Annotated in this window: 28 protein-coding genes and 3 pseudogenes; 16 read left to right on the top strand and 15 right to left on the bottom strand. The window is 36.9% G+C overall.

What is annotated here, in order from left to right:
- The first annotated feature begins 91 nt into the window (after nt 1-91).
- Nucleotides 92-235, top strand: a complete 144-nt coding sequence (locus ACFFIX_RS22370) for a hypothetical protein (RefSeq protein WP_378937978.1) — start codon at nt 92-94, stop codon at nt 233-235.
- A gap of 86 nt (nt 236-321) precedes the next feature.
- Here ACFFIX_RS22370 and ACFFIX_RS22365 read toward each other — a convergent pair whose 3' ends face one another.
- A complete protein-coding gene (locus tag ACFFIX_RS22365) occupies nt 322-507 on the bottom strand; it encodes a hypothetical protein (RefSeq protein ID WP_378937976.1) in 186 nt (61 codons plus the stop codon).
- Nucleotides 508-652: 145 nt separating this feature from the next.
- Between ACFFIX_RS22365 and selB the strand changes: the two genes are divergently transcribed.
- Complete coding sequence (selB, locus tag ACFFIX_RS22360; RefSeq protein WP_378937974.1) at nt 653-2,542, top strand: selenocysteine-specific translation elongation factor; 1,890 nt, start codon at nt 653-655, stop codon at nt 2,540-2,542.
- 24 nt (nt 2,543-2,566) lie between these two features.
- On the opposite strand, the gene selD is transcribed toward selB, so the two are convergent.
- Entirely contained in the window at nt 2,567-3,619 is a 1,053-nt protein-coding gene (gene selD, locus ACFFIX_RS22355) for a selenide, water dikinase SelD (RefSeq protein ID WP_378937972.1), read from the bottom strand.
- A 211-nt stretch (nt 3,620-3,830) separates the two neighbouring features.
- On the opposite strand from selD, the pseudogene ACFFIX_RS22350 reads away from it, so the two are divergent.
- Nucleotides 3,831-4,028: pseudogene (locus tag ACFFIX_RS22350) on the top strand (SelT/SelW/SelH family protein); the annotation flags it as partial.
- A 35-nt stretch (nt 4,029-4,063) separates the two neighbouring features.
- On the opposite strand, the gene ACFFIX_RS22345 reads toward ACFFIX_RS22350, so the two are convergent.
- Nucleotides 4,064-4,462, bottom strand: a complete 399-nt coding sequence (locus tag ACFFIX_RS22345) for an Hsp20/alpha crystallin family protein (protein WP_378937970.1) — start codon at nt 4,460-4,462, stop codon at nt 4,064-4,066.
- 288 nt (nt 4,463-4,750) lie between these two features.
- On the opposite strand from ACFFIX_RS22345, the pseudogene selA reads away from it, so the two are divergent.
- Nucleotides 4,751-6,070 (top strand): annotated as a pseudogene (gene selA, locus ACFFIX_RS22340) (L-seryl-tRNA(Sec) selenium transferase).
- Nucleotides 6,071-6,121: 51 nt separating this feature from the next.
- On the opposite strand, the gene ACFFIX_RS22335 reads toward selA, so the two are convergent.
- A complete protein-coding gene (locus ACFFIX_RS22335) occupies nt 6,122-6,268 on the bottom strand; it encodes a small acid-soluble spore protein P (protein ID WP_378937968.1) in 147 nt (48 codons plus the stop codon).
- Between the two features lie 148 nt (nt 6,269-6,416).
- On the opposite strand from ACFFIX_RS22335, the gene ACFFIX_RS22330 reads away from it, so the two are divergent.
- On the top strand, nt 6,417-6,677 hold the full coding sequence (locus tag ACFFIX_RS22330) for a hypothetical protein (RefSeq protein ID WP_378937966.1): 261 nt from the start codon (nt 6,417-6,419) through the stop codon (nt 6,675-6,677).
- Between the two features lie 50 nt (nt 6,678-6,727).
- Here the strand turns inward: ACFFIX_RS22330 and sspO are convergent, their stop codons facing one another.
- Nucleotides 6,728-6,877: a small acid-soluble spore protein SspO gene (gene sspO, locus ACFFIX_RS22325; RefSeq protein WP_378937964.1), complete on the bottom strand. Its 150-nt coding sequence runs from the start codon at nt 6,875-6,877 to the stop codon at nt 6,728-6,730.
- 263 nt (nt 6,878-7,140) lie between these two features.
- Between sspO and acnA the strand changes: the two genes are divergently transcribed.
- From acnA to ACFFIX_RS22290, 7 genes are all read left to right on the top strand, one after another.
- Entirely contained in the window at nt 7,141-9,870 is a 2,730-nt protein-coding gene (acnA, locus tag ACFFIX_RS22320) for an aconitate hydratase AcnA (protein ID WP_378937962.1), read from the top strand.
- Nucleotides 9,871-10,081: 211 nt separating this feature from the next.
- Nucleotides 10,082-10,588 carry a TlpA family protein disulfide reductase gene (locus ACFFIX_RS22315; protein ID WP_378937960.1) on the top strand — a complete coding sequence of 169 codons (507 nt, stop codon included), beginning with the start codon at nt 10,082-10,084 and terminating at the stop codon, nt 10,586-10,588.
- 158 nt (nt 10,589-10,746) lie between these two features.
- Nucleotides 10,747-10,878 carry an FbpB family small basic protein gene (locus tag ACFFIX_RS22310; RefSeq protein ID WP_378937958.1) on the top strand — a complete coding sequence of 44 codons (132 nt, stop codon included), beginning with the start codon at nt 10,747-10,749 and terminating at the stop codon, nt 10,876-10,878.
- Nucleotides 10,879-10,943: 65 nt separating this feature from the next.
- The gene (locus ACFFIX_RS22305; RefSeq protein ID WP_378937956.1) at nt 10,944-11,087 is read left to right on the top strand and encodes an acid-soluble spore protein N; all 144 of its coding nucleotides are present in this window, start codon (nt 10,944-10,946) and stop codon (nt 11,085-11,087) included.
- Between the two features lie 119 nt (nt 11,088-11,206).
- Entirely contained in the window at nt 11,207-11,443 is a 237-nt protein-coding gene (gene tlp, locus ACFFIX_RS22300; RefSeq protein WP_378937953.1) for a small acid-soluble spore protein Tlp, read from the top strand.
- Nucleotides 11,444-11,621: 178 nt separating this feature from the next.
- A complete protein-coding gene (locus tag ACFFIX_RS22295) occupies nt 11,622-12,038 on the top strand; it encodes an acyl-CoA thioesterase (protein ID WP_378937951.1) in 417 nt (138 codons plus the stop codon).
- A complete protein-coding gene (locus ACFFIX_RS22290) occupies nt 12,039-12,344 on the top strand; it encodes a hypothetical protein (RefSeq protein WP_378937949.1) in 306 nt (101 codons plus the stop codon).
- A gap of 59 nt (nt 12,345-12,403) precedes the next feature.
- Here the strand turns inward: ACFFIX_RS22290 and ACFFIX_RS22285 are convergent.
- The 3 genes and pseudogenes from ACFFIX_RS22285 to plsY all read right to left on the bottom strand — a co-directional run bounded on the left by ACFFIX_RS22285 (nt 12,404) and on the right by plsY (nt 14,656).
- Nucleotides 12,404-12,702, bottom strand: a pseudogene (locus tag ACFFIX_RS22285) (HesB/YadR/YfhF family protein).
- A 69-nt stretch (nt 12,703-12,771) separates the two neighbouring features.
- Nucleotides 12,772-13,908 (bottom strand): CapA family protein, encoded by a 1,137-nt coding sequence (locus ACFFIX_RS22280; protein WP_378937947.1) that lies wholly within the window; start codon nt 13,906-13,908, stop codon nt 12,772-12,774.
- A 166-nt stretch (nt 13,909-14,074) separates the two neighbouring features.
- Nucleotides 14,075-14,656: a glycerol-3-phosphate 1-O-acyltransferase PlsY gene (gene plsY, locus ACFFIX_RS22275; protein WP_378937945.1), complete on the bottom strand. Its 582-nt coding sequence runs from the start codon at nt 14,654-14,656 to the stop codon at nt 14,075-14,077.
- Between the two features lie 206 nt (nt 14,657-14,862).
- Between plsY and ACFFIX_RS22270 the strand changes: the two genes are divergently transcribed.
- The 4 genes from ACFFIX_RS22270 to ACFFIX_RS22255 all read left to right on the top strand — a co-directional run bounded on the left by ACFFIX_RS22270 (nt 14,863) and on the right by ACFFIX_RS22255 (nt 20,321).
- The gene (locus ACFFIX_RS22270) at nt 14,863-15,276 is read left to right on the top strand and encodes a CoA-binding protein (protein WP_378937943.1); all 414 of its coding nucleotides are present in this window, start codon (nt 14,863-14,865) and stop codon (nt 15,274-15,276) included.
- Nucleotides 15,277-15,502: 226 nt separating this feature from the next.
- Entirely contained in the window at nt 15,503-17,473 is a 1,971-nt protein-coding gene (gene parE, locus ACFFIX_RS22265; protein ID WP_378937941.1) for a DNA topoisomerase IV subunit B, read from the top strand.
- Nucleotides 17,474-19,909, top strand: coding sequence for a DNA topoisomerase IV subunit A (parC, locus tag ACFFIX_RS22260; protein ID WP_378937938.1), 2,436 nt, complete (start codon nt 17,474-17,476; stop codon nt 19,907-19,909). It begins immediately after the preceding gene.
- A gap of 262 nt (nt 19,910-20,171) precedes the next feature.
- Nucleotides 20,172-20,321, top strand: a complete 150-nt coding sequence (locus ACFFIX_RS22255; RefSeq protein ID WP_378937936.1) for a hypothetical protein — start codon at nt 20,172-20,174, stop codon at nt 20,319-20,321.
- Nucleotides 20,322-20,967: 646 nt separating this feature from the next.
- Here the strand turns inward: ACFFIX_RS22255 and ACFFIX_RS22250 are convergent.
- The 7 genes from ACFFIX_RS22250 to ACFFIX_RS22220 form a co-directional block, all read right to left on the bottom strand.
- Nucleotides 20,968-21,456 (bottom strand): GNAT family N-acetyltransferase, encoded by a 489-nt coding sequence (locus ACFFIX_RS22250; RefSeq protein ID WP_378937934.1) that lies wholly within the window; start codon nt 21,454-21,456, stop codon nt 20,968-20,970.
- A gap of 137 nt (nt 21,457-21,593) precedes the next feature.
- The gene (locus tag ACFFIX_RS22245; protein WP_378937932.1) at nt 21,594-21,875 is read right to left on the bottom strand and encodes an adhesin; all 282 of its coding nucleotides are present in this window, start codon (nt 21,873-21,875) and stop codon (nt 21,594-21,596) included.
- 25 nt (nt 21,876-21,900) lie between these two features.
- Entirely contained in the window at nt 21,901-22,329 is a 429-nt protein-coding gene (locus ACFFIX_RS22240; protein ID WP_378937931.1) for a protein-tyrosine phosphatase family protein, read from the bottom strand.
- An 83-nt stretch (nt 22,330-22,412) separates the two neighbouring features.
- Entirely contained in the window at nt 22,413-24,191 is a 1,779-nt protein-coding gene (gene arsA / locus ACFFIX_RS22235) for an arsenical pump-driving ATPase (protein ID WP_378937929.1), read from the bottom strand.
- Between the two features lie 18 nt (nt 24,192-24,209).
- Nucleotides 24,210-24,572: an arsenite efflux transporter metallochaperone ArsD gene (gene arsD / locus ACFFIX_RS22230; protein ID WP_378937927.1), complete on the bottom strand. Its 363-nt coding sequence runs from the start codon at nt 24,570-24,572 to the stop codon at nt 24,210-24,212.
- Nucleotides 24,573-24,665: 93 nt separating this feature from the next.
- A complete protein-coding gene (arsC, locus tag ACFFIX_RS22225) occupies nt 24,666-25,085 on the bottom strand; it encodes an arsenate reductase (thioredoxin) (protein ID WP_378937925.1) in 420 nt (139 codons plus the stop codon).
- Between the two features lie 33 nt (nt 25,086-25,118).
- Entirely contained in the window at nt 25,119-26,414 is a 1,296-nt protein-coding gene (locus tag ACFFIX_RS22220; RefSeq protein WP_378937922.1) for an arsenic transporter, read from the bottom strand.
- Between the last annotated feature and the right edge of the window lie 12 nt (nt 26,415-26,426).

Here is a 26,426-nt window from a genome sequence, read left to right as displayed (position 1 = left end):
TAGTTTTGACCATTTAGTAGAATAGAAATATTCATGAAACAATTACCTTCATTGATCATACACTGTTATAAAAAATAACGGGGGATATTGGATGGAGAAGTATTATTGTACTAGTTGTATGCAGTTATTAGATAATTTTTCTGTTTGTTTTTGGTGTGGCAAAGATGATGTGAAGCCAATTATCATAGAGGTTCAAAAACAAGCAACAAAATTTATTGGCGAGCAGTCGCCTTAACAATTGAAATGCAGAAAAGACGGCCAAGTGTGGTCGTCTTTTCTGTATTTTTCAAGGGTAATCACTGATCTAACCCTTGAACTGGATCAAGTTCTTTGTAAAGGAGCAACCCCCTGCATGGCATCAATATTTTCTTCAGAATCGGAAGAAGTGGATTCTGTTTGTGGTGCGCTTTTAACTTGCTGTTTATCGCCTACATATACTGAGTTACCAAAATGCACAATCCCACCAGAGATTTCATTAATGACTAAAGATTTGATAAATACACCCATTCATTCCTCACCCTTACATTTCTTTTCAATATTTATATGAAAAGATAGAAAGAATGTATAAGCTACTAACTAGCTTTCGACTTAAACTGTCTATTATTTTGAAGTACAATAGAACCATTAATAAGCAAAGTAGAAGGTGATGAAAATGAAACGTTTTTTTACAATTGGAATGGCAGGTCATATTGATCATGGGAAAACAAGTTTAACAAAAGCTTTAACCCACATTAACACTGACACCTTGAAAGAAGAAATAGAACGCAAGATTACCATTGAGCCAGGGATTGCACCTTTAAATCTGAAAGATGATTGGGATGTTTCGATTGTTGATGTGCCTGGACATGAGAGGTTTATTAGGCAAATGATTGCAGGAGTAGCTGGAATTGATTTAGTTATTTTAGTAGTTGCAGCAGATGAAGGTGTGATGCCGCAAACAAAGGAACATCTAGAAATTCTATCCTTCCTTGGGATAAAGAATGGAATCGTAGCAGTTTCAAAGATTGATCGTGTTGATGAAGAAATGAGAGATCTTGTCAAAGAAGAAATCGTCGATGAACTTCAAGACAGCATTTTTGAACATTCTCCAGTTCTTTTTATAGATAGTTTATCAGGAAATGGACTCGACACTTTAAAAAGCATCCTGACTGAAAGATTAGAAAAAGTAATAGACAAAGAAAGAATAGGAGATTTTCGATTACCTATTGATCAAGTATTTGTATTGAAAGGCCATGGAGCAGTGGTGAGAGGAACGGTTTACGAAGGAAGCCTTCGTTATACAGAAGAGGCACTTATTTTGCCTCAAAACAAAAAGATAAAGATTCGACAAATGCAAGTACATAATCACGCTGTCTCTGAAATAGGTGCAGGTCAACGAGCAGCAATCAATTTATCGGGGATCTCTTTAAGTGAAATGAAAAGAGGGAACGTACTGGTAACGGGAACGAGTACAATAACTACGAATATCCTCGACATCGTCTTTAAAACAATTGATAATTTAAACCATTGTATTAAACAACGAGCTCGAGTTAAATTACATATCGGAACAGCAGAGGTCTATGGAAAGATTATCTTTTTCGATCGTAACGAAATAGCTAATGGGAAAGATGAAATTCTCTGCCAACTTCGATTAGATGAACCAGTAATTACAAAAAGAGGCGATCGCTATGTATTAAGGCGTCCAACACCAGCTGAAACAATCGGAGGTGGCTGGGTTATTGATCCTAAAGGTGAGAACTATTTATTTGGTACAAAGACAATTGAGAACTTGCGCTCAAAAAAGGATGGAAGTCCATATGAGAGGCTTTGCGATTTTCTTTTAAGAGAAAAAATTAGGGAAATAGAGGAAATTTGTAAGCACTTAGCTATTCAAGAGGATCTCTTTCAACAATTAGTAAAGAAACATACTGACATAGTGGTTGTGAAAGAGAAATGGGTCACCTTACAGCTAGTAGTTAAACAATTATCAGAGCTACTTAAAAGTCATTTATCCCAATACCATCAAACACATCCATTACGTAAGGGCTTGAATAAAAAAGAGCTTAAAGATGCGATTTTGTTTTATTGTACAGATGAACTGTTAGAATACACACTTACTCATTCAGAGCACAAATCTACTTTCTTAAAAAGAGAGCAGTATGTTTATTTGTCTTCCTTTAAACCGCATTTTCCTAGTACATGGCGAAAAAAAATGGAACAATTGCTATCTATCTTATCTGCTGATCAGTTATCTGTTAAATCTTGGCGCGAGTATTATGAAAAAGTAGGGATACCAGCTGCCATTGCCACTGAATTAAAACAGTTTTTACTTGAAAACGAGTTCGCATTTACCTTAGATGAAAAAAGTATCGTCTCAAAAGAAGCATACGAATTAGCTGTTCATCAATTAAAAGAAGGTACAGAAGAAAATTTCACCATAAAAGATGCCAAGGAACTTCTTAAAGTAAGTCGAAAACATTTAGTTCCATTCCTTGAATTGCTTGATAAAACAAATCAAACAGTACGTTTGAAAGACATTCGCAAGTGGAAAAGTGTAAGTTGATAGAGGCCGGTTTTGGCCTCTATCTTAGTAAGCATAAATGCATTTTTCCTTCTTCTCACTAACAGTCCCGATAATGGCAACAGATCGGTTTCCTAATCTTTTTAAGGTCTCTACATACCCTCGTGCATCACTTGGTGACATACTGACCAGAAGGCCTCCGGATGTAATCGCGTCGCATAAGATAAGTTGTTGTTCAAAACTAAGACATCGATCATAGTTTACTTTTGAATCCAGCCAGCTATGATTTGCCTTGGATCCTCCAGGTACAATTCCGTCCAAAGCTAATGACATCGTCCCGTTTAAGATTGGAACCTTGTCATAGTGAATGTTTATGGTCACATTGCTTCCAATTGCCATCTCACTAGCATGACCAAGCAATCCGAAACCTGTTACATCTGTTACTGCATGTGGAGAAAAATCTCTCAGTGCTTCAGCAGACGCTTTATTCAAAGTGCTCATTAAGGAAGTAACTTCTTCAACTTGTACCGGACTTACTTTTTCACGTTTTATTCCTGTCGTAAGGATTCCAACGCCAATCGGTTTTGTTAAAACAACTACGTCTCCAGGTTGTGCACCGTTATTTTTCCAAATGTGTTTCGGATGAGCAAATCCAGTAACGGAAAGTCCAAATTTCGGCTCTTGGTCATCAATGGAATGTCCACCTACGATAACTGCCCCTGCTTCTTCCACCTTTGAAGCCGCACCCTTTAAAATTTCAGCCAGTATTTCATGACCTAATTTTTTTATTGGGAATCCGACAATATTGAGAACAGTTTTAGGAGTACCACCCATTGCATAGATGTCACTTAATGCATTGGCTGCGGCAATTTGTCCAAATTGGTATGGATCATCCACAATCGGCGTGAAATAATCGACTGTTTGAATCATTGCTAACTCATCTGTGAGCAGATATACACCAGCATCGTCAGAGGTTTCATGATCAACGAGTAAATTCTCATCATGGGTATTTTTTGGTATGTAACGCAAAACTTGCGCTAAGTCCTCAGGACCAATTTTGCAGCCTCAGCCAGCTTTTGAAGAAAATGAAGTTAGACGGATTTTTTCGTGTTCACTCATACATGATCCCTCCTTTGGTACAAGTATAAAGCACTTCTTGAGAGTTTAGCCATAAAATTGTCTTTTTGCACCAAGATTGAGGATGTATTAAAATAAAAGAAAGATTGTCCAAAAAACAAACTAAATCTAAAAAAATTAATCTTGGGAGGTATGTAGTATGAACTATCAAGTATCAGTAGAATTTTGCATGATGTGAAACTTCGCACCAAAAGCCGCGAGTCTCGCGGAAGACCTATTTAATCATTTTCGATTAAACATCATAGAACTTAAATTAATTCCAAGTTCAGGAGGTGTCTTCGAAGTAACTGTTAATGGAGAAAGAATATATTCAAAGAAGGAAACCGGTGTGTTTCCAAATCATCAGGAAGTAATAAAGCAAATGATGCAATTGTCTAAAGAGAGGGATTGACCCTCTCTTTTAGTTACACATAGCAAAAGGTAATCTCATTTTACTTGTATTGGAACTTTACAGTTTTTCCTTTTACAAGTTTCTTCTTTCGATATCATGATCTCAAGAATGCCATTCTCAAATTGTGCCTTGATTACTTTTTGTTCTAGCATGAATGGAAGGATTACAGATCTTTCGACACAATCATGTTCAGCGGATTTAACATTTCTTGAGATGAGAATCTTTAAATGTTCATCACTTATTTCTATTGTAATGTCTTCAGCTTTGATTTGATCCAACTCAGCCTCAACAATATATTCTTCACTTGTTTCAAACAAATCAATTCGAAACGTATACTGATCTAGAAAGTTTGTAAATGGATCTGAAAAAAATTGTGTCATCCACTCTTCGATTCCATTTATATCGGCAGGATTTGACTTTTTCTTCTTGCTCATGGAAATTGACCTCCAAGACTTAAGCTTTTTCTTTGTCTCTACTTTTTCTCATTGTGCTTCCTCAGGAGAAAGTGAAACGCAATGACCCCTATAAAAAATAGATTATTCAAATAGTGTATTTTTCGTGATTCTTAAACACGAGATAATTTGTCCAAATACGTGAAATTAGGTATTTTTATTAATAGAACCTGATTTTTGGAGGTTGAAAATGAATAACTTATATTAAGAAAAATACCAGCTGTACATGTGTTGCAGCATGATAAACGATTTACAGAGCTCGTATTGTCTATGAAATTAAATAAAGATGTCGTTACAAATGTACTAAAAGGTGAAATTGAACAGTTGAGGGAAGAAATGAAGCAGGGTTCGTTTAAAAAGGACGATACCAAAGAAATATCGGAAAAACTGTTTAGAATGGTGGAAGTTAAACTCAACGATTTTATTGATCCTTCCCTAAAAAAAGTAATAAACGCAACAGGCACTGTACTTCATACAAATCTTGGACGAGCAAGACTAAGTAAAGAGGCAATCGCACATGTTATTGATACCGCTAAAAACTACTCAAACTTAGAATATAGCCTCTTAAATGGCAAGCGGGGTTCTAGACATGATTTAGTCGAAGATTTGTTAAAAAAATTAACGTGTGCTGAATCGGCTATGGTTGTAAACAATAATGCAGCTGCGGTTTATCTTATTCTAAAGGCATTAGCAAATAAAAAAGAAGTCATTGTTTCTAGAGGTTAACTGGTGGAGATTGGAGGTTCGTTTCGTATTTCTTCGATTATGGAAGAAAGTGGTGCAACGTTAGTAGAGATAGGGACAACAAATAAAACACATTTGCATGACTACGAACGAGCGATTAGTGAACAAACAGCGATGATTATGAAGATACATACAAGTAATTTTAAAATGGTTGGATTTACGAAGACAGTTGGAACAGATGAACTTGCTGCATTAGCCGTTAACCATAAGCAACTCCTCCTTTATGAAGATTTAGGAAGTGGTGTATTGTTCGACTTTAGAAAGCACGGAATAGGGGACGAACCTGTTGTTTCTCAAGTAATTGATACTGGAGCAGATCTAGTTTCATTTAGTGGAGATAAACTTTTAGGAGGACCGCAGGCAGGTATTATTGTCGGCAAAAAGAAGTGGATTGATTGTTTAAAAAAGCATCAGATGGCAAGAGTTCTGAGAGTTGACAAAATGACACTAGCTGCTTTAGAAGTAACTCTAATGCAGTACTTAAAAGGGGAAAAGTCCCTTAAACGCATTCCCACTGTTAGAGATATTTTATTAACAAAAGAAGAAATTATGTTAAAGGCAAAATTATTTTTATCTGCAGTTGAACCAATCTCTAATAAATATACTTTCGCTTTACTTGATGACGTTTCCCAGGTTGGTGGAGGTACAATGCCAGATGTGGAATTGCCTACAGTTGTTGTTTCTGTAAAACACAAAGAAGTTAATTCTGAAACTTTAGCCAAAAAGCTAAGGGAGCAAGCGATCCCTATCATTGTTCGAATTAAACAAGAAAGGGTGCTTTTAGACTTTAGAACTGTCACAAGGGTTGAACTCACGATCATTGCCAATTCTTTAAATGATATCTGAATGAGTGTAGTAAGTACTCCACCTGAAAAAGGAACGGAAAATCCGTCCCACTTACATATCATGATTAGAATTGTGCTTTTGTCGTGTATGGTTGCGATTTTTTACTTTTTTGGAACCACTCAAAGGTTCTGGTTGCCCAGGATTTTCTCCTTTAGGTGCGTTTTTTCGGATATCTTTGCCTGTGTTCTTGTTCGTCATTAAAATCACCTACCTTCTCTATATAGAGTTAGGAAAAGTATAAGAAATCATTCTTTCTTTTTGTATGAATATTTTTTAAGTCCAAATGCCATACTAACGATGTTTAATGGCTTTATTTAGTAGGATTTTGAAAGGAATGTGGTTTTAGATGCCATACAACAAAGATAAGCAACAATCGTTTCAAGCAGCACAGCAAGGCGCAACACAAGCTTTTGATGTGTATGAGAACATTGTAAAAGACCGTGCTGATTATGGCTCACAATTAAAACATCTTAAAGAAGAAGTGAATGAGGCATATCAACAAATCACTAATGCTCTCGAGAATTCATCTGAAACTCAAAGACAGCGACTTGAGCAATATCAATCGGACTTACAACGGATTGTTAGCGAAGTAAATCAAACCGAATAAAAAATGACGGGATTCCCGTCATTTTTTGTCTTAATTCGAGTAATTTAGCACTACTGATTCTTCTTTCTCTTTTTATTATTCTGTCTTTGTTCTTCAGTAAGTGGTTCGTTTTGGAATTCTTCGTTGTAACCCGCTCCCACTCCTTGTGCACTCGCGTCATTCATCCCGTTTTTTACGTGGTTTGCTTTACGTTTTGCCAATTTAACTCACCCCCATGAGAATAGTGTGTTACGAATTATAAATTTCATGTGAAATAAACAAAAAATAGTTGCTTATAAATTTCATATTGTAGAAAAGTAAACAAGTGTTTTATCTATAAGAAAAACTTATGTTTATCAATAACATCATTGTTATTTACTTATATTAATAGTTGTATTAAGATTGAATTGTGAGATATTTACTATTAGAGGAAGAGTTCCTTCGACAAGAGTCGATCTTGATCCTTTAAAGGGGGAGAAAATTAGTGACTAAGCAACAACAATTGACAAAGAATGATGTTTTTCAAGCACGTAAAAGCTTTGACGTAAATGGAAAAACGTACAATTACTATTCATTAAAAGCATTAGAAGATGCAGGAATTGGTGAAGCAACACGTTTACCATTTTCTATTAAAGTTCTTTTAGAATCTGTTTTACGTCAAGTCGACGGAAGAGTTATTACAAAAGAACATGTTGAAAACCTTGCAAAATGGGGAACTAGTGAGCAAAAAGAAATTGATGTACCTTTTAAACCTTCTCGCGTAATTTTACAAGATTTTACCGGAGTACCCGCAGTTGTAGATTTAGCTTCATTAAGAAAAGCAATGGCTGATATGGGTGGAGATCCAGATAAAATTAACCCGGAAATTCCAGTAGATTTAGTTATTGACCACTCTGTTCAAGTTGACCGTGCCGGCTCAGCAGATGCACTTCAATTTAATATGGACTTAGAGTTTGAGCGTAATGCAGAGCGTTATAAGTTTTTGAGCTGGGCAAGGAAATCATTTGACAATTACCGTGCAGTACCTCCTGCAACTGGTATCGTTCACCAAGTGAACTTGGAATACTTGGCAAATGTTGTTCATGCAGTTGAAAACGAAAATGGAGAGTTTGAAGCTTTCCCAGATTCGTTAGTAGGAACAGACTCTCATACTACGATGATTAATGGTATTGGTGTTCTTGGATGGGGTGTTGGTGGCATTGAAGCGGAAGCTGGAATGCTAGGACAACCATCTTATTTTCCTGTACCAGAAGTAATTGGGGCTAAATTAGTGGGGGATTTACCGAATGGTACAACCGCAACTGACTTAGCGCTTAAAGTAACACAAGTATTGCGTCAACAAGGTGTTGTTGGCAAATTTGTTGAGTTTTTCGGACCAGGTGTTGCTCAGTTACCACTTGCAGATCGTGCAACAATTGCAAACATGGCTCCTGAGTATGGTGCTACTTGCGGATTCTTCCCAGTTGATGATGAAGCATTAGCTTACATGCGTCTAACAGGCCGTGATGAAGAGCAAATCAATGTGGTGGGTCAATACTGCAAAGAAAATAGTTTATTCTATACACCTGACCTAGAAGATCCAATCTTCACTAAGGTTGTAGAAATTGATCTTTCAGAAATTGAAGCGAACTTGTCTGGGCCTAAACGTCCACAAGATTTAATTCCGTTATCGGTTATGAAGGAAACTTTCCACAAACATTTAGTTGCTCCTGCTGGTAACCAAGGCTTCGGACTTGAGCCAACAGAAATTAACAAAGAAATAACGGTTAAATTGAGTAACGGTGAAGAAACGACAATGAAAACTGGTGCAATCGCAATTGCGGCAATTACTAGCTGTACAAATACGTCAAATCCTTATGTATTAGTTGGTGCTGGATTAGTTGCGAAAAAAGCGATTGAAAAGGGATTGAAGGTGCCTAGCTATGTGAAAACATCATTAGCACCTGGTTCTAAAGTTGTAACGGGTTACTTGGAAAATTCAGGTTTACTTCCATATTTAGAGCAATTAGGTTTCAACCTTGTTGGATACGGTTGTACAACATGTATTGGTAACTCTGGACCACTTCTAGAAGAGATCGAAGAGGCAGTTGCTAAAAACGATTTATTAGTTTCAGCTGTTTTGTCAGGTAACCGTAACTTTGAAGGACGTATTCATCCACTTGTTAAAGGAAACTACTTAGCTTCACCACCTCTAGTTGTTGCCTATGCACTTGCAGGAACAGTTAATGTTGAGCTAAGAACAGATTCCTTAGGTAAAGATAAGGACGGGAATGATGTATTCTTTAAAGATATCTGGCCAACAACAGAAGAAATTAATGAAATCGTGCAGAAAACTGTTACACCAGAGTTATTCCGAAAAGAGTATGATACAGTATTTGATGATAATGCTCGTTGGAATGAAATTGAAACAACTGATGAAGCGTTATACGTATGGGATGATCAGTCAACTTACATTCAAAATCCACCTTTCTTTGAAGGGCTAACAGCTGAAATTAGAAAAGTTGAACCACTTAAGGCATTACGTGTCGTAGCTAAATTCGGTGATTCAGTGACAACAGATCATATTTCACCAGCTGGATCAATTGGAAAAGATACGCCAGCCGGCCGCTATCTCCAAGAAAATGGTGTATCTCCTAGAGACTTCAACTCATATGGATCTCGTCGCGGTAACCATGAGGTTATGATGAGAGGTACATTTGCAAATATTCGTATTAAGAACCAAGTTGCTCCAGGAACAGAGGGTGGCTATACGACCTACTGGCCAACTGGTGATGTTACATCGATTTATGATGCTTGTATGAAATACAAACAAGATGGAACAGATCTTATTGTATTAGCAGGCAAGGATTATGGGATGGGTAGCTCACGTGATTGGGCAGCAAAAGGAACAACCCTACTCGGTATTAAAACAGTTATTGCTGAGAGCTTTGAACGTATTCACAGAAGTAACCTTGTCTTAATGGGGGTTTTACCACTTCAATTTAAAACGGGCGAAAGTGCAGAAGTTCTTGGATTAACTGGTACAGAATCACTTGATGTTCAAATCGATGAGTCTGTTAAACCACGTGACTTCTTGAAAGTTCGTGCTACAGATCAAGATGGTAAAGTCAAAGAATTCGAAGTTTTAGTACGTTTTGATAGTGATGTTGAAATTGACTACTATCGTCATGGCGGAATTCTACCAATGGTATTACGTGATAAGCTTAAAAATTAATGATGATAATGATCAAAAAAAGAAGCGGCTTTGCCGTTTCTTTTTTTTTGTTCACAATTCTGTAGAATCAGATCCATTGTTCTTTTCATCTGTCCATGGTTAAATTAAGTATAAACAGTTTAGTGGGACTTAACTTGATACTAGGTCTAACGTACAAAAATTTTTAACACTGATTTGTAACGTTAATTAACGTTCGTCTTAGGAGGTACGTATGAAAAGAATTCTAGCAGTTACTTTACTCGTTTTTTTAATTGGATATGCCGTATGGACTGCAATTAGTCCGAAAGAGCCACGAGAGGGTTTAGCAAAAGGTAATGCCGCTCCTAACTTTGAACTACAGACGTTAAGTGGAGAAACAGTTCAATTAGCAGATTATCAAGGAAAGAAAGTTTTATTAAACTTTTGGGCTACATGGTGTGGACCTTGTCGAGCTGAAATGCCTGATATGCAGAAGCTTTATGATAAATACGAGGGTAATGTTGTCGTCCTAGCTGTAAACTTAACAAACACAGAAAAAAGTGTGGAATCAGTGGATGCGTTTGTAAAAGAGCTAAATTTATCTTTTCCAATTGCAATAGATGAAGAGGGGGCGATTAATACTAAATATGAAGTACTGTCTTATCCTACATCTTACATTCTAGATGAAGAAGGTAGGATACAAACAAAATTCGCAGGTGCGATGTCTTATGAGACAATGGAAAGCTTAGTGAAGAAATAAAAGAGGAAATGCCGTTTATAGCATAAAAAAGGGACCTTTGCGGTTCTTTTTTTATGCTTATTTTTATAATATTATCTAATTTTCGTCTATTTTCTAAAAATTGTACTATTTTCTTTCTATTTTGGTAAAACTTAAAATAATATGTCGGAGGTGATTTTGTGAGAAAGACTAGAAAAAGATCATTTGAGGAACTTGTTTTAGAAAACAAAAAGGAGCTTCTTGAAGATAAAGAAGCACTTAACCGAATTGAAGAACGAATGGAGCAAAGGTTGTCGGCTAAATTGGACTAATCCAACCTTTACTAGTCATGATCCAATAAAAGAAGGGTAACCTACTTTTTAAGGAGGCGAAAAACATGACAAAACCTAATAACGTAGAAAAGCATATGCATCCGAGCCATCTTGGAACTCAACCACGTGGCTTTTCAGGAAATAAAGGCAAACAGATGCAGGACAAATCTGGGGAGCATGCACAAGTGATTCAAACCAAAGGAGAATAGGGCGAGAAATCGTCTTATTTTTTTCGGATTTTATAGTAAAAATTAACTTGGTTGAAGTCGCTTCATTTGAACAGACTATAGTTGATTCACACCATATCTTTAGAAAGAAGGGGTTAGTAATGGCAAACAAACCAAACCGTGATAATCGCTCTGATAACGTAGAAAAGCTTCAAGATATGGTTCAAAACACCATTGAAAACATCGAAGAGGCTGAGGAAACTCTTGAATTTGCATCTGGAGAAGAACGAGAGAAGATTGAAGCGAAAAATCACCGACGTGAAGAAAGCATTAATGCCTTTAGAGGTGAGATAAAAGACGAAGCACAAGCTCGCGAAAATGGATATAAAACTGAATAAGCAAAGGTATAAGAGCCTGGCTCCCTCAAAACACATTGCAGTTAGTAAGCCTTGCAATGTGTTATGGGGTCAGTCTCTTTTTTTAACTAATTACAACAGCTTCTTATTATTTTGATCACAATTCAAATTATGCTATCATGTAGGGTAAATTGTGGACAAGTAAGAGGGAGAGAGAAACATGCTAATTTCAAAGAAAGAAATAGAAGTACGTTATGCAGAAACAGATCAAATGGGTGTTGTATATCATGCGAATTATTTAATTTGGATGGAAGTAGGTCGAACTGCACTTATTAAGGACTTAGGATTTTCTTATGCAGAAATGGAGCAGGAAGGAATTATTTCGCCTGTTGTTGATTTACAAATTAAGTATAAAAAACCGCTTAAATATGGAGATACTGCTCTAGTACATACTTGGATAGAGGAATATAACGGCTTTAAAGTAGGTTATGGTTATAAAATTTTTACTCCAGCAGGGGAAGTGGCTGTAGAGGCAGTATCCACACATGTTTGTGTAAAAAAAGATAGCTTTAAGCCAATCCAATTTCGTAAACATTACCCTGAGTGGCATAGAGCATATGAAGAGGCTAAAAAATAAATGGCATTTGGACTAAAAAGAGCGGAATTACTTCAATGGAAAGAATCTGTACAAAAAGGTGAAATTGCTTTTTTAACACATTTTTGGCTAGATGACCGTTTTCCAGGCTCCCACTGTGTCACGAAAGTGGGCTGCTCAGATGTTGAAAAATTAGCGTGCTGGGGAAAAGAATATGGGCTAAAACGAGAGTGGATTCACTTCGATCAACGTTTTCCTCACTATGACCTCATGGGGGAAATTCAGCTTAAAGTTTTAAGAAAACAACGCCTTGAAAACCATATCCTACGTTTTAAGCTCAATAAATAAGGTCCCATTTTGTCACAAGTCGAATAAATTAAGTAACATAAAAAAGCTGCTGATATCTATTAATCAGCAGCTTTTTCATAATGAAACCGTGGCTCATCAGCTTTTTCATTAAAATCACGTGTAAGTTGTGTTCATCAAAGTACCATAAATCTTGTTCTTCTACAAAAAAGTTCACTCCATCAGCCTCGGTGTTTCCACCACTATTCTGGGGTTGATCTTTCGCAACTCCTAGAGAAAAACCACTTTGAATGGTGCTATTTCCACCGTAACGGACAAAAAACCGAAGAGAATCTCCAGGTTTTAAGTTTAATTCATTTCTGTACCAATTGGCTGCTTTGTCTTTTATTGTAATATTCATCTCCTGCACACTCCTTACCTATCGACTTCAAGTATATCTTTCCATTTTACTTCTTACCAATGATCTGATCTAGTTTTCATTTTCCTTTTTATTCAGATATTGAAACATATGCTTTTCAATCTCGGTGTTTTGTTGTTTGTTAACCGTGTTTAATAACTTAATTTGATACTCACTTTTTTGCTTGTTTAAAACAATCGTTGGTGAAAAGGATGGGTCATGGAGAAGTATTTCTGTTTTTTCTCCATCTAATTTTTTCGTTATTTGAAGATTGAAAATCCCACCTATATCTTTATAATCTTTTTCTTGAGCAGAAAGAAAGTTTCCTAATGAGTAGATTACAAAGGTTTCATTTCCATTTTTGCCTTTTCTCCATTCCATTGGTTGCAAAACATGAGGATGATGGCCAATAACAAGATGGACTCCTTCATCCGCTAAAAACTGTGCTAATTCCTTTTGTTGTTCGTTCGGTTGTCGTTGATACTCAGTACCCCAATGCATACTAACAGCAATAACATCAGAGGATTTTTTTATCACTTTTATATCTTGTTTCATTTTCTCCATATCAATCAAGTTTACGAAGTGGTTTTTTCCTTCAGGAATGGGAATCCCATTTGTACCATACGTGTATGCAAGAAAACCAACTCGTATTCCATTTACATTCAGTACTCTTACGGTTTCTTGATCTTTCTGACTTTTGTACGATCCAACGTAAGGCAACTTGATTTTGTCATAATAATTTGTTGCATTTAATATAGCAGCTTCCCCTCTGTCTAACGTATGATTATTTGCAATTCCAACAATGTCTACTCCGGCACTTTTTAGAGCATCTGCTGCTTCATAAGGACTATTGAAAGAGGGATAGGTGGACAGACCAAGTTCCGTCCCGCCGATCATCGTTTCTTGGTTAGCAAAGGTAAGATCTGCAGATGACATTCGATCTTTTACGTCTGAAAACATTGGGGAGAAGTTATAGCTACCTTCATTTGTTTTCGCATCTTTATAAACATAACTATGTAACAAGATATCTCCGACCGCGGAAAAGGATGCAGTTGTTTGGAACTTTTTGTATGAATTGTTATAAAGAAGTTTAGGAGCATGAGTTGTTCCAATTACTTTTTCCTGTGGAGGCGTAGCTTGTCCAAATGCTAAAAATAAAAAAAGAGCAATGAAAAGTAGAAAAGTAAGAGGAAGTAAGACTCTTTTCATAGGTAACCTCCTAGTGTTGGTTTTACTATATCTTAATGGAAATTCAAGAAGATTAAAACACACTTTGAAGAAAGATGTAGAAAAAGAACAGAATTTGTAAAAAGGGGTGAGGAAATGTTTTTAAAAAAACCTATATAAAAAAAACCACTATTTAAAGTGGTTCTTTCTATAGCCATTTCACTTTCGGCTCGGTTTTATTCATAATACGACTTATATTCGCTCTGTGTCTGTAAATTACAAAGGTTGTTAGTAAAGCGAGAACAATGATGAGAGGGAGTTCTCCAGTAAAAAGACTAAAAATGAGTCCGTAGATCCCAGTCAACATGGATGAGAGTGAAACATATTTTGTTATGTATAAGAGAATGAAGAAAACAGCTAGCATCGTTACAAACATAACAGGAGCTGCAAATAATAACACTCCCCCTGAGGTAGCAACTGCTTTACCACCACGAAACTTAGCAAATATAGGATACATATGACCCAATACACCAATCGTGCCGACTAGTAAAGGATTAAGATCAGCTTGAAACAATAATGGCAATGCAGCAGCAAGTGTCCCTTTTAAAATATCAGCAAGTGTCACGATTAGTCCTGCTTTTACACCGAGTGTTCGAAACGTGTTCGTTCCACCTAAGTTTCCACTACCATGCTCTCTAATATCAATTCCGTAACCAATTTTACCCACAATTAAACCAGAGGGAATGGATCCAAGTAAATAAGCTAAAACAAGAATAATGACCTCAATCATATCGGATCTCCTTTTTATAAGTGTATAAACTATTTTATCACGTATTTGCTCTTAAACTCTATGCAAGAATATTTTTTTGTGTCAAGCCTCATTCTATACTATGTATGAATCGTTCCTTTTACAAGGAGTATTAGAAAAAATTCCTAGTGCATATTCATTGTTAATAAAATCTATAGTTGATAAAATGACAAAAAGGAGTGGTATAAATGGCATTGAAATATCCTTCTAGAGACGAAATAGGTAAGATACTAAAAAAAAGTAAACGTATCGCTGTTGTAGGCTTATCAGACAACCCTGAAAAAACGTCCTACATGGTGAGTCAAGTAATGCAACAAGCAGGCTATGAAATTATACCGGTTAATCCAACCATCAAAGAAGTCCTCGGTGTACCTGCTGTAGCTTCGTTAAAAGAAATTCAAGGACACGTAGATATAGTTAATGTATTTAGACGATCTGAACAATTACTAGATGTGGCCAAAGACTTCTTAGAAATAGATGCGGATGTGTACTGGGCACAGTTAGGTCTTGAGAACGAAGAAGCGTACGAGTTATTGAAAAATAAAAATGTAACGGTCATTATGAACAGATGTATAAAAGTAGAGCATGCCTTAACAAAATAATGAAGTAATAAAGTAAAAAATCCTTGTTTCATCAGGGGTTTTTTATTTTTCTACAAGAATTATGTTTGCGAAACGCCATTTAACATATACAATAAAGCATGGACTATCTATTATTTAAATGATTATTATCTTGCAGTCTTTAAAATTTTTGTTTAAAATACTAAAACATACGTTCTTACTAGCACGCAATTTTTGTATGGTTTGTCAGTGAAAGGGGTTTAGTCGTTTGAGTAAGCAACAACAGTTTGAATATAATGATGATGCGATACAAGTATTAGAAGGCCTAGAGGCTGTCCGAAAACGTCCTGGGATGTATATCGGGAGTACTGATATACGCGGTTTGCATCATTTAGTATATGAGATTGTCGATAACTCTGTTGATGAGGCATTAGCAGGACACGGTGACCAAATCATCATAAAAATACATAAAGATAACAGCATTTCGGTTCAGGATAAAGGACGCGGAATGCCTACAGGTATGCACAAACTTGGGAAACCAACACCTGAAGTTATCCTTACTGTACTACACGCAGGTGGGAAATTTGGTCAAGGTGGTTACAAAACAAGTGGGGGACTACATGGTGTAGGTGCCTCTGTTGTAAATGCTTTGTCGGAGTGGCTAATCGTAACGATATACCGTGACGGGTTTATATATAAGCAAGAATTTGAATATGGTGGGAAGCCTGCAACAACACTTGAGAAAATAGGCAAAACGAATAAATCAGGAACAACGATTCATTTTAAGCCTGATACAACGATCTTTAGTGCAACCACATATAACTTCGAAACATTAAGTGAGAGGCTACGTGAGTCTGCGTTTCTCTTAAAAGGCTTGAAAATCGAATTAATCGATGAACGGACTCAGGCACATGAAGTGTATCAATATGAAACAGGGATCGAAGCGTTTGTTTCTTACCTGAATGAAGAAAAGGATACCCTTCTTCCAGTTGTATCGTTTGAAGGAGAACAAAATGGCATCGAAGTTGATTTCGCCTTTCAATTTAACGATGGATATTCGGAAAACATTCTTTCTTTCGTAAATAATGTCCGTACAAAAGATGGCGGAACACATGAAGCTGGTGCTAAAACGGCTATGACGAGAGCGTTCAATGAATATGCACGTAAAATAGGGACTCTTAAGGAAAAAGATAAAAATCTAGAAGGATCAGATATTCGAGAAGGGCTTGCAGCTGTCATTTCTGTTCGAATTCCAGAGGATCTTCTTCAATTTGAAGGACAAACAAAGGGAAAGCTTGGAACAAGTGAAGCACGTTCATCTGTTGATGCCATTATTTCAGAAAACCTCGCTTACTTCTTCGCCGAGAATCCTGAAACGAGCACTTTATTAATAAAAAAAGCTGTCAAAGCTTTTCAAGCAAGAGAAGCGGCAAGAAAGGCACGTGAGGAAGCAAGAAGCGGGAAGAAAAGAAAGCGTTCCGAGACCAATCTTAGTGGTAAGCTTACTCCTGCTCAATCACGAAACCCTCTTAAAAACGAACTTTACTTAGTGGAGGGAGATTCTGCCGGTGGGTCAGCGAAACAAGGTCGTGATCGACGATTCCAGGCTATTCTTCCACTAAGAGGAAAAGTCATCAACACTGAAAAAGCAAAGCTCGTAGATATCTTTAAAAACGAAGAAATTAATACGATCATTCATGCAATTGGGGCTGGAGTGGGAGCTGAATTTCTCGTTGAAGATGTGAATTACGAAAAAGTAATTATTATGACAGATGCTGATACAGATGGTGCACACATTCAAGTCTTACTTTTAACTTTCTTTTATCGTTACATGAAGCCACTTATTGAAGCAGGTAAAGTGTTCATTGCATTGCCTCCTCTATATAAGGTTAGTAAAGGAAATGGAAAGAAAGAAGTAGTTGAGTATGCATGGTCTGATGATGAGTTAGCTGGTGCCATCAAAAAGATTGGTAAAGGATATATGATTCAGCGTTATAAAGGATTAGGTGAGATGAATGCGGATCAGCTTTGGGAAACAACGATGAATCCTGAAACTAGAGCGCTTATCCGAGTAAAAATAGACGACGCTGCCCGTGCAGAACGTCGCGTTACAACCCTTATGGGTGATAAAGTTGAACCACGTAGAAAGTGGATAGAAAACAATGTGGCCTTTGGTTTAGATGAAGAAACAAACATATTAGAAAATGAGCATTTATCGGTCACAGAGGAGGTAAAGTAATTGACACAACATGTAGAAAAATTTCGCGATTTACCTCTAGAGGATGTGATCGGTGATCGTTTCGGTCGATATAGTAAATACATTATCCAAGATCGTGCACTGCCAGATGCACGTGACGGTCTAAAGCCGGTACAACGTAGAATTTTATATGCAATGCATCACGAGGGAAATACTCAAGAAAAAGGGTACCGTAAATCTGCTAAAACAGTCGGAAATGTTATCGGTAACTACCATCCCCATGGTGACACCTCTGTTTATGATGCAATGGTGAGGATGAGTCAAGACTGGAAAGTCCGTAATCTTCTCATCCAGATGCATGGAAACAACGGAAGTATTGATGGAGATCCTCCAGCTGCGATGCGTTATACAGAAGCCAGACTATCATCCATTGCCTCTGAGCTTTTAAGAGATATAGATAAAGAAACAGTCGACTTTGTATCTAACTTTGATGATACAAGCCAAGAACCACTCGTTTTACCTGCAGCGTACCCGAATTTGCTTGTGAATGGTTCAACAGGTATCTCTGCTGGTTATGCAACAGAACTACCACCTCACCACTTAGGCGAAGTGATTAATGCTGTCATCAAGCGTATAGACAAGCCTACATGTACAGTAGATGAGCTTATGACCGTTTTAAAAGGACCTGATTTTCCAACTGGTGGTATCATCCAAGGTATTGATGGAATTAAAAAAGCATACGAAACAGGTAAGGGTAAAATCATCATCCGTTCTAAAGCTGCGATTGAGGATATTCGCGGTGGAAAACAGCAAATCGTGATCACTGAAGTTCCTTTTGAAGTAAACAAGGCGAACTTAGTTAAGCGTATGGATGAGTTCCGAATTGAACGAAAAGTAGAAGGAATCGCTGAAGTTCGTGATGAAACAGATCGTACTGGTCTTCGTATCGTCATTGAGTTAAAAAAAGAAGCAAATGCTCAAGGTGTTTTAAACTATCTTTATAAAAACAGTGATCTTCAAGTTACTTACAACTTCAACATGGTTGCCATTCATAACCGCCGTCCTAAGCTGATGAGCTTACCGAATATTTTAGATGCTTATATTCATCATCAGAAGGAAGTTATCACAAATCGCTCCAATTATGAGTTAAGAAAAGCTCGTGAACGACAACATATTGTTGAGGGTCTTATCAAAGCGTTATCAATTTTAGATCAAGTCATTGCAACGATCCGTTCATCTAAAGACAAAAGAGACGCAAAAGACAACTTAATCAGGGAATATACGTTTACAGAAGCACAAGCAGAAGCAATTGTTTCCTTGCAACTTTACCGTCTAACAAATACAGATATTACGGCATTGCAATCTGAAGCAAAAGAGCTTGCAGACAAAATAAACGAACTATCATCTATACTAAACGATGAAAAAACATTGTTTACAGTCATTAAAACGAGCTTAAAGAAAATCAAAAAAACATATGCTGATGAACGTCGTTCAGTAATTGAAGCCGAAATTGAAGAAATCAAAATTAATCTTGAAGTCATGATTGCATCAGAAGATGTCTTTGTTACAGTAACAAATGAGGGTTATGTAAAAAGAACAAGTCAACGTTCTTATGCAGCTTCCAACGGCAAGGACTTTGGAATGAAAGATAGTGACCGATTGTTAGCACTTCATGAAATGAATACAACCGATGTGCTTCTTTTATTCACCAACAAAGGGAACTACTTATATTGTCCAGTCCATCAATTACCAGATATCAGGTGGAAAGATCTAGGACAGCATATTGCAAACATCATTCCCATTGAACGTGAACAACTGATAAAAGCGATCCCAATTAAAGAATTCACTGCATCTCAGTATTTGGTTTTTGTAACGAAAAGTGGAATGGTCAAGAAGACTGAGCTAAGTCACTATAAAGCACAGCGCTACACTAAACCACTAGTTGGTGTAAATGTAAAAGGTGAAGATGAAGTAATTGATGTCCATCTTACATCCGGTCAGGAAGATTTATTTCTTACCACAAACTTTGGATACGGATTATGGTTTTCGGAAGAAGAAGTAAATCTAGTTGGCCCTCGTGCTGCTGGTGTAAAGGGGATTAATCTTAAGCCAGATGATTACGTTGTAAGCGGGAAAGTTATACGTGCTAATGAGAAGCAACAAATCATGATTGTCACGCAACGTGGTGCTGTAAAAAAAATGGCGCTTTCAGAATTTGAAAAGTCATCTCGCGCAAAACGCGGATTAATAATGTTAAGAGAGTTGAAAAATAACTCACATCGAATTGTCGGTGCCGAAGTAGTTACGAATGATGAAACAATCTATATCGAGACAAAAAAAGGAATTATAGAAAGCATTCCAGCTTCTAATTTGCGCCCAAATGACAGATACAGCAATGGCTCATTCTTCGTAGATGAACAAGACGCTGGTCCGGTAATTAAAGTTTGGATGGCAATTGATCAAAAAGGTAAAGAGTAAAAAGGGGAGAACTGATCAAAATAAGATCAGTTCTCTTTTTGTTGTACTAAATTATTGAGGAACACTTGTTCCAATTATAGATGAGTAAATACAGTTTCAATAAGGGTGAAACCTATAAGTTATGTATTTTGATTTTAATATCATTAAATTATGGCACAATAACTTGTCGGCTTTATAGAGATATTTTACATATTTGGTGTTGTATATGGAGTTTTTTAGATCAAGTAGTATCAGCAGGAAATATATTTTTAAAAAGATATATGTGTGCAATGGCCGTAACAAACTAATCGCTATCACATTGCAATTAGGAATCGCAGTAGCGGTGCTAAAAAACTATGGAAAACAACGAAAAGAAGGAAAAGATTCAGTTTTCAAAGACAGTGTAATTCCTGGGCACAAGGAACTGAATTAATGATAAATGTAAAAATCACCATTTTAATTTAAAATGGTGGTTTTTTGTTAATTTTTTTTAAAAAGAGAATTCTGAAGTGATATAAAATATAAAAATTCTAATTAATACTGATTAAAATTTTATCAGTCAATTTTTAATAAATTAATAAAAACGATATTTTGTCTCAATCACTTGAGTTTACTTTAGTATTGAGACCTGGTTTAATTATTAATATTCAACTGTTTATAATATATATTATGTTAACTAGAAAAAAGATAAGCGTACCAATAATTCTTGGTATAAATTAATGACATATGATCATTGAATCCGATCTTTCCTATCTTTTGGAATGATCGGATTTTTTCGAAGAAGTAACTTTTCAATATTTATATAGCGTATATTTGCAATATTTACGACCTCCCATAGGAAAAGCCACTTTTCTGATCCATTTATGAAACCTACCACTCTAAATACTGTACCTAGTTAGTAAATTTCTAATTACTAGATCTTCAGAGTTAACTGAATTATATTGTTTATAAATTTAACCTCTTTTTTAAAGCCTCAATCTTCATAATTAGTAGTTTTAATTGGTTTCAGAACTTATTCTTACCAGCATAGTATAGCTATCTTGGAACGTTAATATTTTACCTTGACCTTATAAAAAATACTATTTAATATGATTTCGTCTCTCTAAGAGTACAACATCTCTCCAAACACCATTCGGTTTACCAATACTTTCTCTCACACCAACTACTCGGAAGCCTTCTTTTTTATGTATTTTTAAACTAGGAATGTTTTCTGGGAAAATTCCTGATTGAAGTGTCCAAAAACCTTCTTTCTCACTTAAATCTATAATTGTTCGAAGTAAGGCACTCCCAATACCAAGTCCTTTGTTTGTAGAACGAATATAAATGCTTACATCGGCTACTCCTGCGTATACGCATCTTCCCGAGACAGGACTTAATGCTACCCAGCCAAGGACAATATTTTCAGCTTTAGCAACCACTCGACATGTTTTAGAATGACTTCTATCCCAGCTTTCCCAAGAAGGAGCATCTGTTTCAAATGTAGCATTGCCTGTCGCAATCCCTTCAAGGTAAATAGATATGACTTGATCCCAATCACTGTCTACCATTTTTTCTAATTGATAATCCAACTCATACACCTTCTATCTATGTGATTTTAATAAGTTCTTCAAATCTAAATTGTAATCCTTTAAATCCCCCATGAAATTTAAATCAGTTGTATCATCGAAATAAAAAAAGTCTCAGGAATTCTGAGACTTGCTAATCTTTAACAGCACTCGCTGCCGCCTATTAATACGAAACCAGCACCTTCTGCGGTGTCCTCTTTGTCTAACGTCACTTCTTCAACAGAAGAAGTGATTTGTGGATCTAGTGCAACCTTCACACCATTTACTTCTTGAATAACATCTGTTTCTTGCGGAACATCTAAAGATAAACCGATCTGCGGACCGCAGCATCCTGAACCTAGAGAATAAACTCTTATGCTGTCAGTATTGCGTTCTTTGAAAATATTTTCTAATATCTGTTTAGCCTCATCAGTAATTTTCATGTTTTCGGTCTCCTTTTTCCTTTATTTATGCGTGAGGGTAAATTCTCTTTAATGATTCTTTCATTTCAGGCTTTACATTGATTTTTGGACGAACTGTTTTAGCAATTCCCTCAGCTTCCTCAATTGTTCTAGCTTGATCAAGTTCTAAAAGTGTACCAATTGCGACTGTACCTGTACGGTTACTCCCACCTGCACAATGGAAATACACCTTTTTTCCCTCGTTGTACGCTTTTACCACATGATCAATGGCTTTCTTTACAGATTCATCTTGTGGATCAGCATCGTCAACAATCGGGCTATGAATACGATTATATTCAGGTCTATGAAGAGGTGCTTCTGCTCTTAAATCAAAAACAACGTCAGCTTTTTCGTTAGCTATCATTTCTTGAGCATCGTCTGCACCACCAATATAAATTCGGTTTTTGATTAATTCGTGATAGTTTTTCGTTGTCATATTATATTCCACCTTTTTATAATGTTTGACCCCAGTAGTGTACTTGCTCCTTCTACATGTGTTGCCCGTTTTTTATCACCTTGTCAATAAGCAGATAAATAATCCATTAATTTTTCATAGCCCAGTTTTTCTTCCTTCATCCATGGAATAATGGCTGTATGAGAAGAAAAGTCTAGTGTCACTTTTTGAATCCAAGACTTTTCTGAAATCGCTCTTCCCTTTAAAACAGTATCTTTAGTATCTGTTGCATATAAACTTTGATTAATGACCCACCATTTTGGCTCAATCTGCGCCCGTTTCAAGTCCTCTTGTAATCTTCCTGCTTCAAGCACGGGTGTTGCTTCTGCCAAAGTTACAATTACAACCCCAGTTTCTTTTGGGTCTCTTAGTCGAGGAAGCAGCTTTTTCACACTCTTAGGAACTTCACCTGTTGCTCGTGTCATTTCTTTATGATAAGCCTCTGCAGAATCAAGTAGTAACAAGGTGTGACCTGTTGGAGCTGTGTCAATAACGACAATCTCTTGTTCCGATCGGTCGACAACATCCGCAAATGCCCTAAATACAGCAATTTCTTCCGTACAAGGTGAATTTAAGTCTTCTTGAAGGTAGGCAAGTCCTTCTTCATCCAGTTCTCTACCGGCATTTAAAAGTACTTCACGTTTGTATTTTTCGACTTCTTCACCTGGATTGATACTACTGATAGACAGAGATTCCTTCCCAGTACCTTGCTCAAACATATACTCTAAATGTGCGGCAGGATCGGTTGTTGTTAAATGAACCTTATGACCCTTTTCGGCTAAACCTACGGCTATGGCAGATGCAACCGTTGTTTTGCCGACACCGCCTTTACCCATTGTAAAAATGATACGTGTCTGGTTGTTCGAGAAGTTTTGAACGACTTTACTTAATCCAGGTAATGATAAAGAACCTTCACGTTTAGCTTGTATTTCTGAAACAGACAATGTGTATTGTTTAAATAAGTAACGCAGATTTTGAATACCTGTCAGCGAATACGAAACAAAAGGCAGGGAATAGGTAATCACTTGTTTTAAAGAATCCGACATTTCTTGTAAAGCGTTACGTTGACGGTGATAAAATGCAGCTGAAATCTCGTCTTCAGATAAGTGCGTTTGTAGCAGACCATTGATCAGAAGAATCTGATTGTTTATCCCAATTTCTCTTAACTCAAGTGATGCTCGATTTGCCTCAAATAAAGAGGATGAATCAGGTCGAGACACTAAGATTAAGGTCGTTTTTTTAGAATCTGATAAAGCATCAACTGTTTTTGAGTACAAATCTTTTTTATCTCCCAAACCAGATAATGGTCCAAGACATGATGCCCCATGAGTGCTTTCCTCTAAAAAACCACTCCATGCAGTAGGAAGCTGTAAAAGTCTGAGGGTATGTCCAGTTGGGGCCGTATCAAAAATGATGTGATCATAATCTTCGACAACGGTAGAATCACCCAGCAATCTTGTAAACTCATCAAAAGCTGCAATTTCTACAGTGCAGGCTCCTGATAATTGTTCTTCCATAGTAGCTACAACAGTGTCAGGTAGCTTTCCACGATAAGGACCAACAACCTGCTCCCGGTAAGCAGATGCTGCCTCTTCTGGATCAAGATTACATGCATATAAATGTTTGACAGTTGGGACTGATACGATTTGATTTGTTAAATCAATCTCGAGGACATCTTGCAGATTTGAGGCAGGATCTGTACTGACTAATAAAACCTTTTTCCCTTGATCTGCCAGTGAAACAGCCGTTGCACACGCTGTTGATGTCTTCCCAACTCCACCTTTCCCAGTAAAAAATAAGAAAGGAGTTTCGATTTCATTTTTCGGATTAAAAGGCGGATACATTTGTTCACCTACTCCTCATTACAATTGATTTAAACTAATGGACAGTCTCTTCTTTGGCTTTTGCTTTAATTCCTCCTTACTTAAGTTGAACCACGCTGAAAATTCTTCTGTTGAAGGATACGTTCCCTCTTTTACAACTTCACCCTCGAAAAGAGTAATTGGTAACACATCTGGTCCTTTTTCATGAAGCAATTGATTGATCATTTGGTTGTCAGCGAAAGCACCTGGATCGTTTGCTAGATTGTAACGTTCAATCTCATATCCCTTTTGACTTAAAGAATAAACTGCAGATGCGACCCTAGTTAATTCAGGATCGACACTTGGGCCGCAAACTCCTGTTGAACAGCACATAGCCGGATCAAAAATCTCTACTTTTTTCATCAATTTTAAACTCCTTTATTAAAATATAATGATTTGCTTATGCATCTGACAGAAGGAAAGCCGGGAGATCAACTCACGGCTTTTCTGTTTTATTTATTCACCAGTCTTAGCAAAACGCTCAATTCTTTCACCGACTTCATCACGTACGCGCTGGAAGAACGCCCATTTCTCTTCTTCCGTACCCTCTGCTTTCGCAGGATCATCAAATCCCCAATGCACGCGTTTAATATATGGAGGTGTAACTGGGCAATTATCCGCCGCATGTCCGCATAGTGTAACAATTAGGTCGGCACTGTTTAAAATTTTGGGATCAATCACGTCTGATGTTTGGTTTGAAATATCAATTTCTACCTCATTCATTGCTTTTACAGCATTAGGGTTCAAGCCATGTGCTTCAAGTCCAGCACTTTTTACATCCCACTCTTCACCCAAATGTTTCTTAGCCCAACCTTCAGCCATTTGGCTTCTGCAAGAGTTTCCAGTACATAAGAAGTAGATTGTTTTTTTAGACATAATTGTTGTCTCCTTTTAAGTTGAGTTTGATGTTTAGATAATGAGTAGCCATAAATAGAGTCCAACAAGTGTAATAAACAAGGTTGGAATTGTTAAAATAATACCTGTTTTAAAGTAAGTGCCCCATGATATCTTAACGCCTTTTAGGCTCAATACGTGGAGCCATAATAGTGTGGCGAGAGAGCCTATTGGAGTAATCTTAGGTCCTAAATCGGAACCAATAACGTTTGCATAAATTAAAGCTTCTCTTAAGGTGCCAGAAGTATCTGTATCTGAAATTGCTAATGCATCAATCATGACCGTTGGCATGTTGTTCATTACTGAAGATAAGATTGCAGCGATGAAACCCATTGAAATAGTAGCAACAAACAATCCTTGATCAGCTGCCATTTGAATCACATCAGCCAAAACAGATGTTAATCCGGCATTTCTGAGACCGTACACGACGACATACATTCCAATTGAGAAGAAAACGATCGCCCATGGAGCTCCTTTAAGAACTTTTTTCGTTTGAACGGCTGGGCTTCGTCTAGCCATGGCTAAGAAAAAGAGGGCGACAACCCCTGCAACAATGGATACCGGAATATGTAAGAACTCACCAATAAAGTACCCAATGAGTAAAATTGCTAACACAGCCCATGATAAGCGGAACATTTTCTCGTCCTTAATTGCTTCTTTAGGTGTTTTTAAGTCGCCAAGATTATAATTTCTTGGAATGCTTTTTCGGAAAAATAAAAATAAAACTAAAATACTGGCTCCTAACGCAAAAAAGTTAGGAACAATCATGTGTGTAGCATATTCAATAAAACCAATATCAAAGTAATCAGCAGATACAATATTAACTAAGTTACTCACCACTAAAGGTAGAGATGTTGTATCGGCTATAAACCCACTCGCAATGATAAATGGAAACACCATTTTTTCTTCAAAGTTCAGGTTTCGAACCATTGCAAGAACTATCGGAGTTAAAATGAGTGCGGCACCGTCATTCGCGAAGAACGCCGCCACAAGTGCCCCTAATATTGTCACATAAATAAACATTCTAACGCCGTTTCCTTTTGCTGCTCTAGCCGTATGTAAAGCAGACCATTCAAAGAAACCAATCTCATCTAAGATCAGAGAGATGATAATAATTGCAATAAATGCCAGTGTTGCATTCCAAACAATTGAGGTAACATCAATTACGTCTCCAAAATCAACTACTCCAACTAATAAAGCAACAATAGCTCCACCACAGGCTGACCAGCCTATGGAAAGGTTTTTAGGTTGCCAAATGACCAAGATGAGAGTTAAAAGGAAAATTACTGATGCTAATATAACTGAAGTCAATCTTTCTTCCCC

The sequence above is a fragment of the Metabacillus herbersteinensis genome (assembly GCF_042433335.1).
GTDB lineage: Bacteria > Bacillota > Bacilli > Bacillales > Bacillaceae > Metabacillus > Metabacillus herbersteinensis.
The sequence above is the reverse complement of the archived record's forward strand: the minus strand, read 5'-3'. Positions and strand labels throughout refer to the sequence as shown.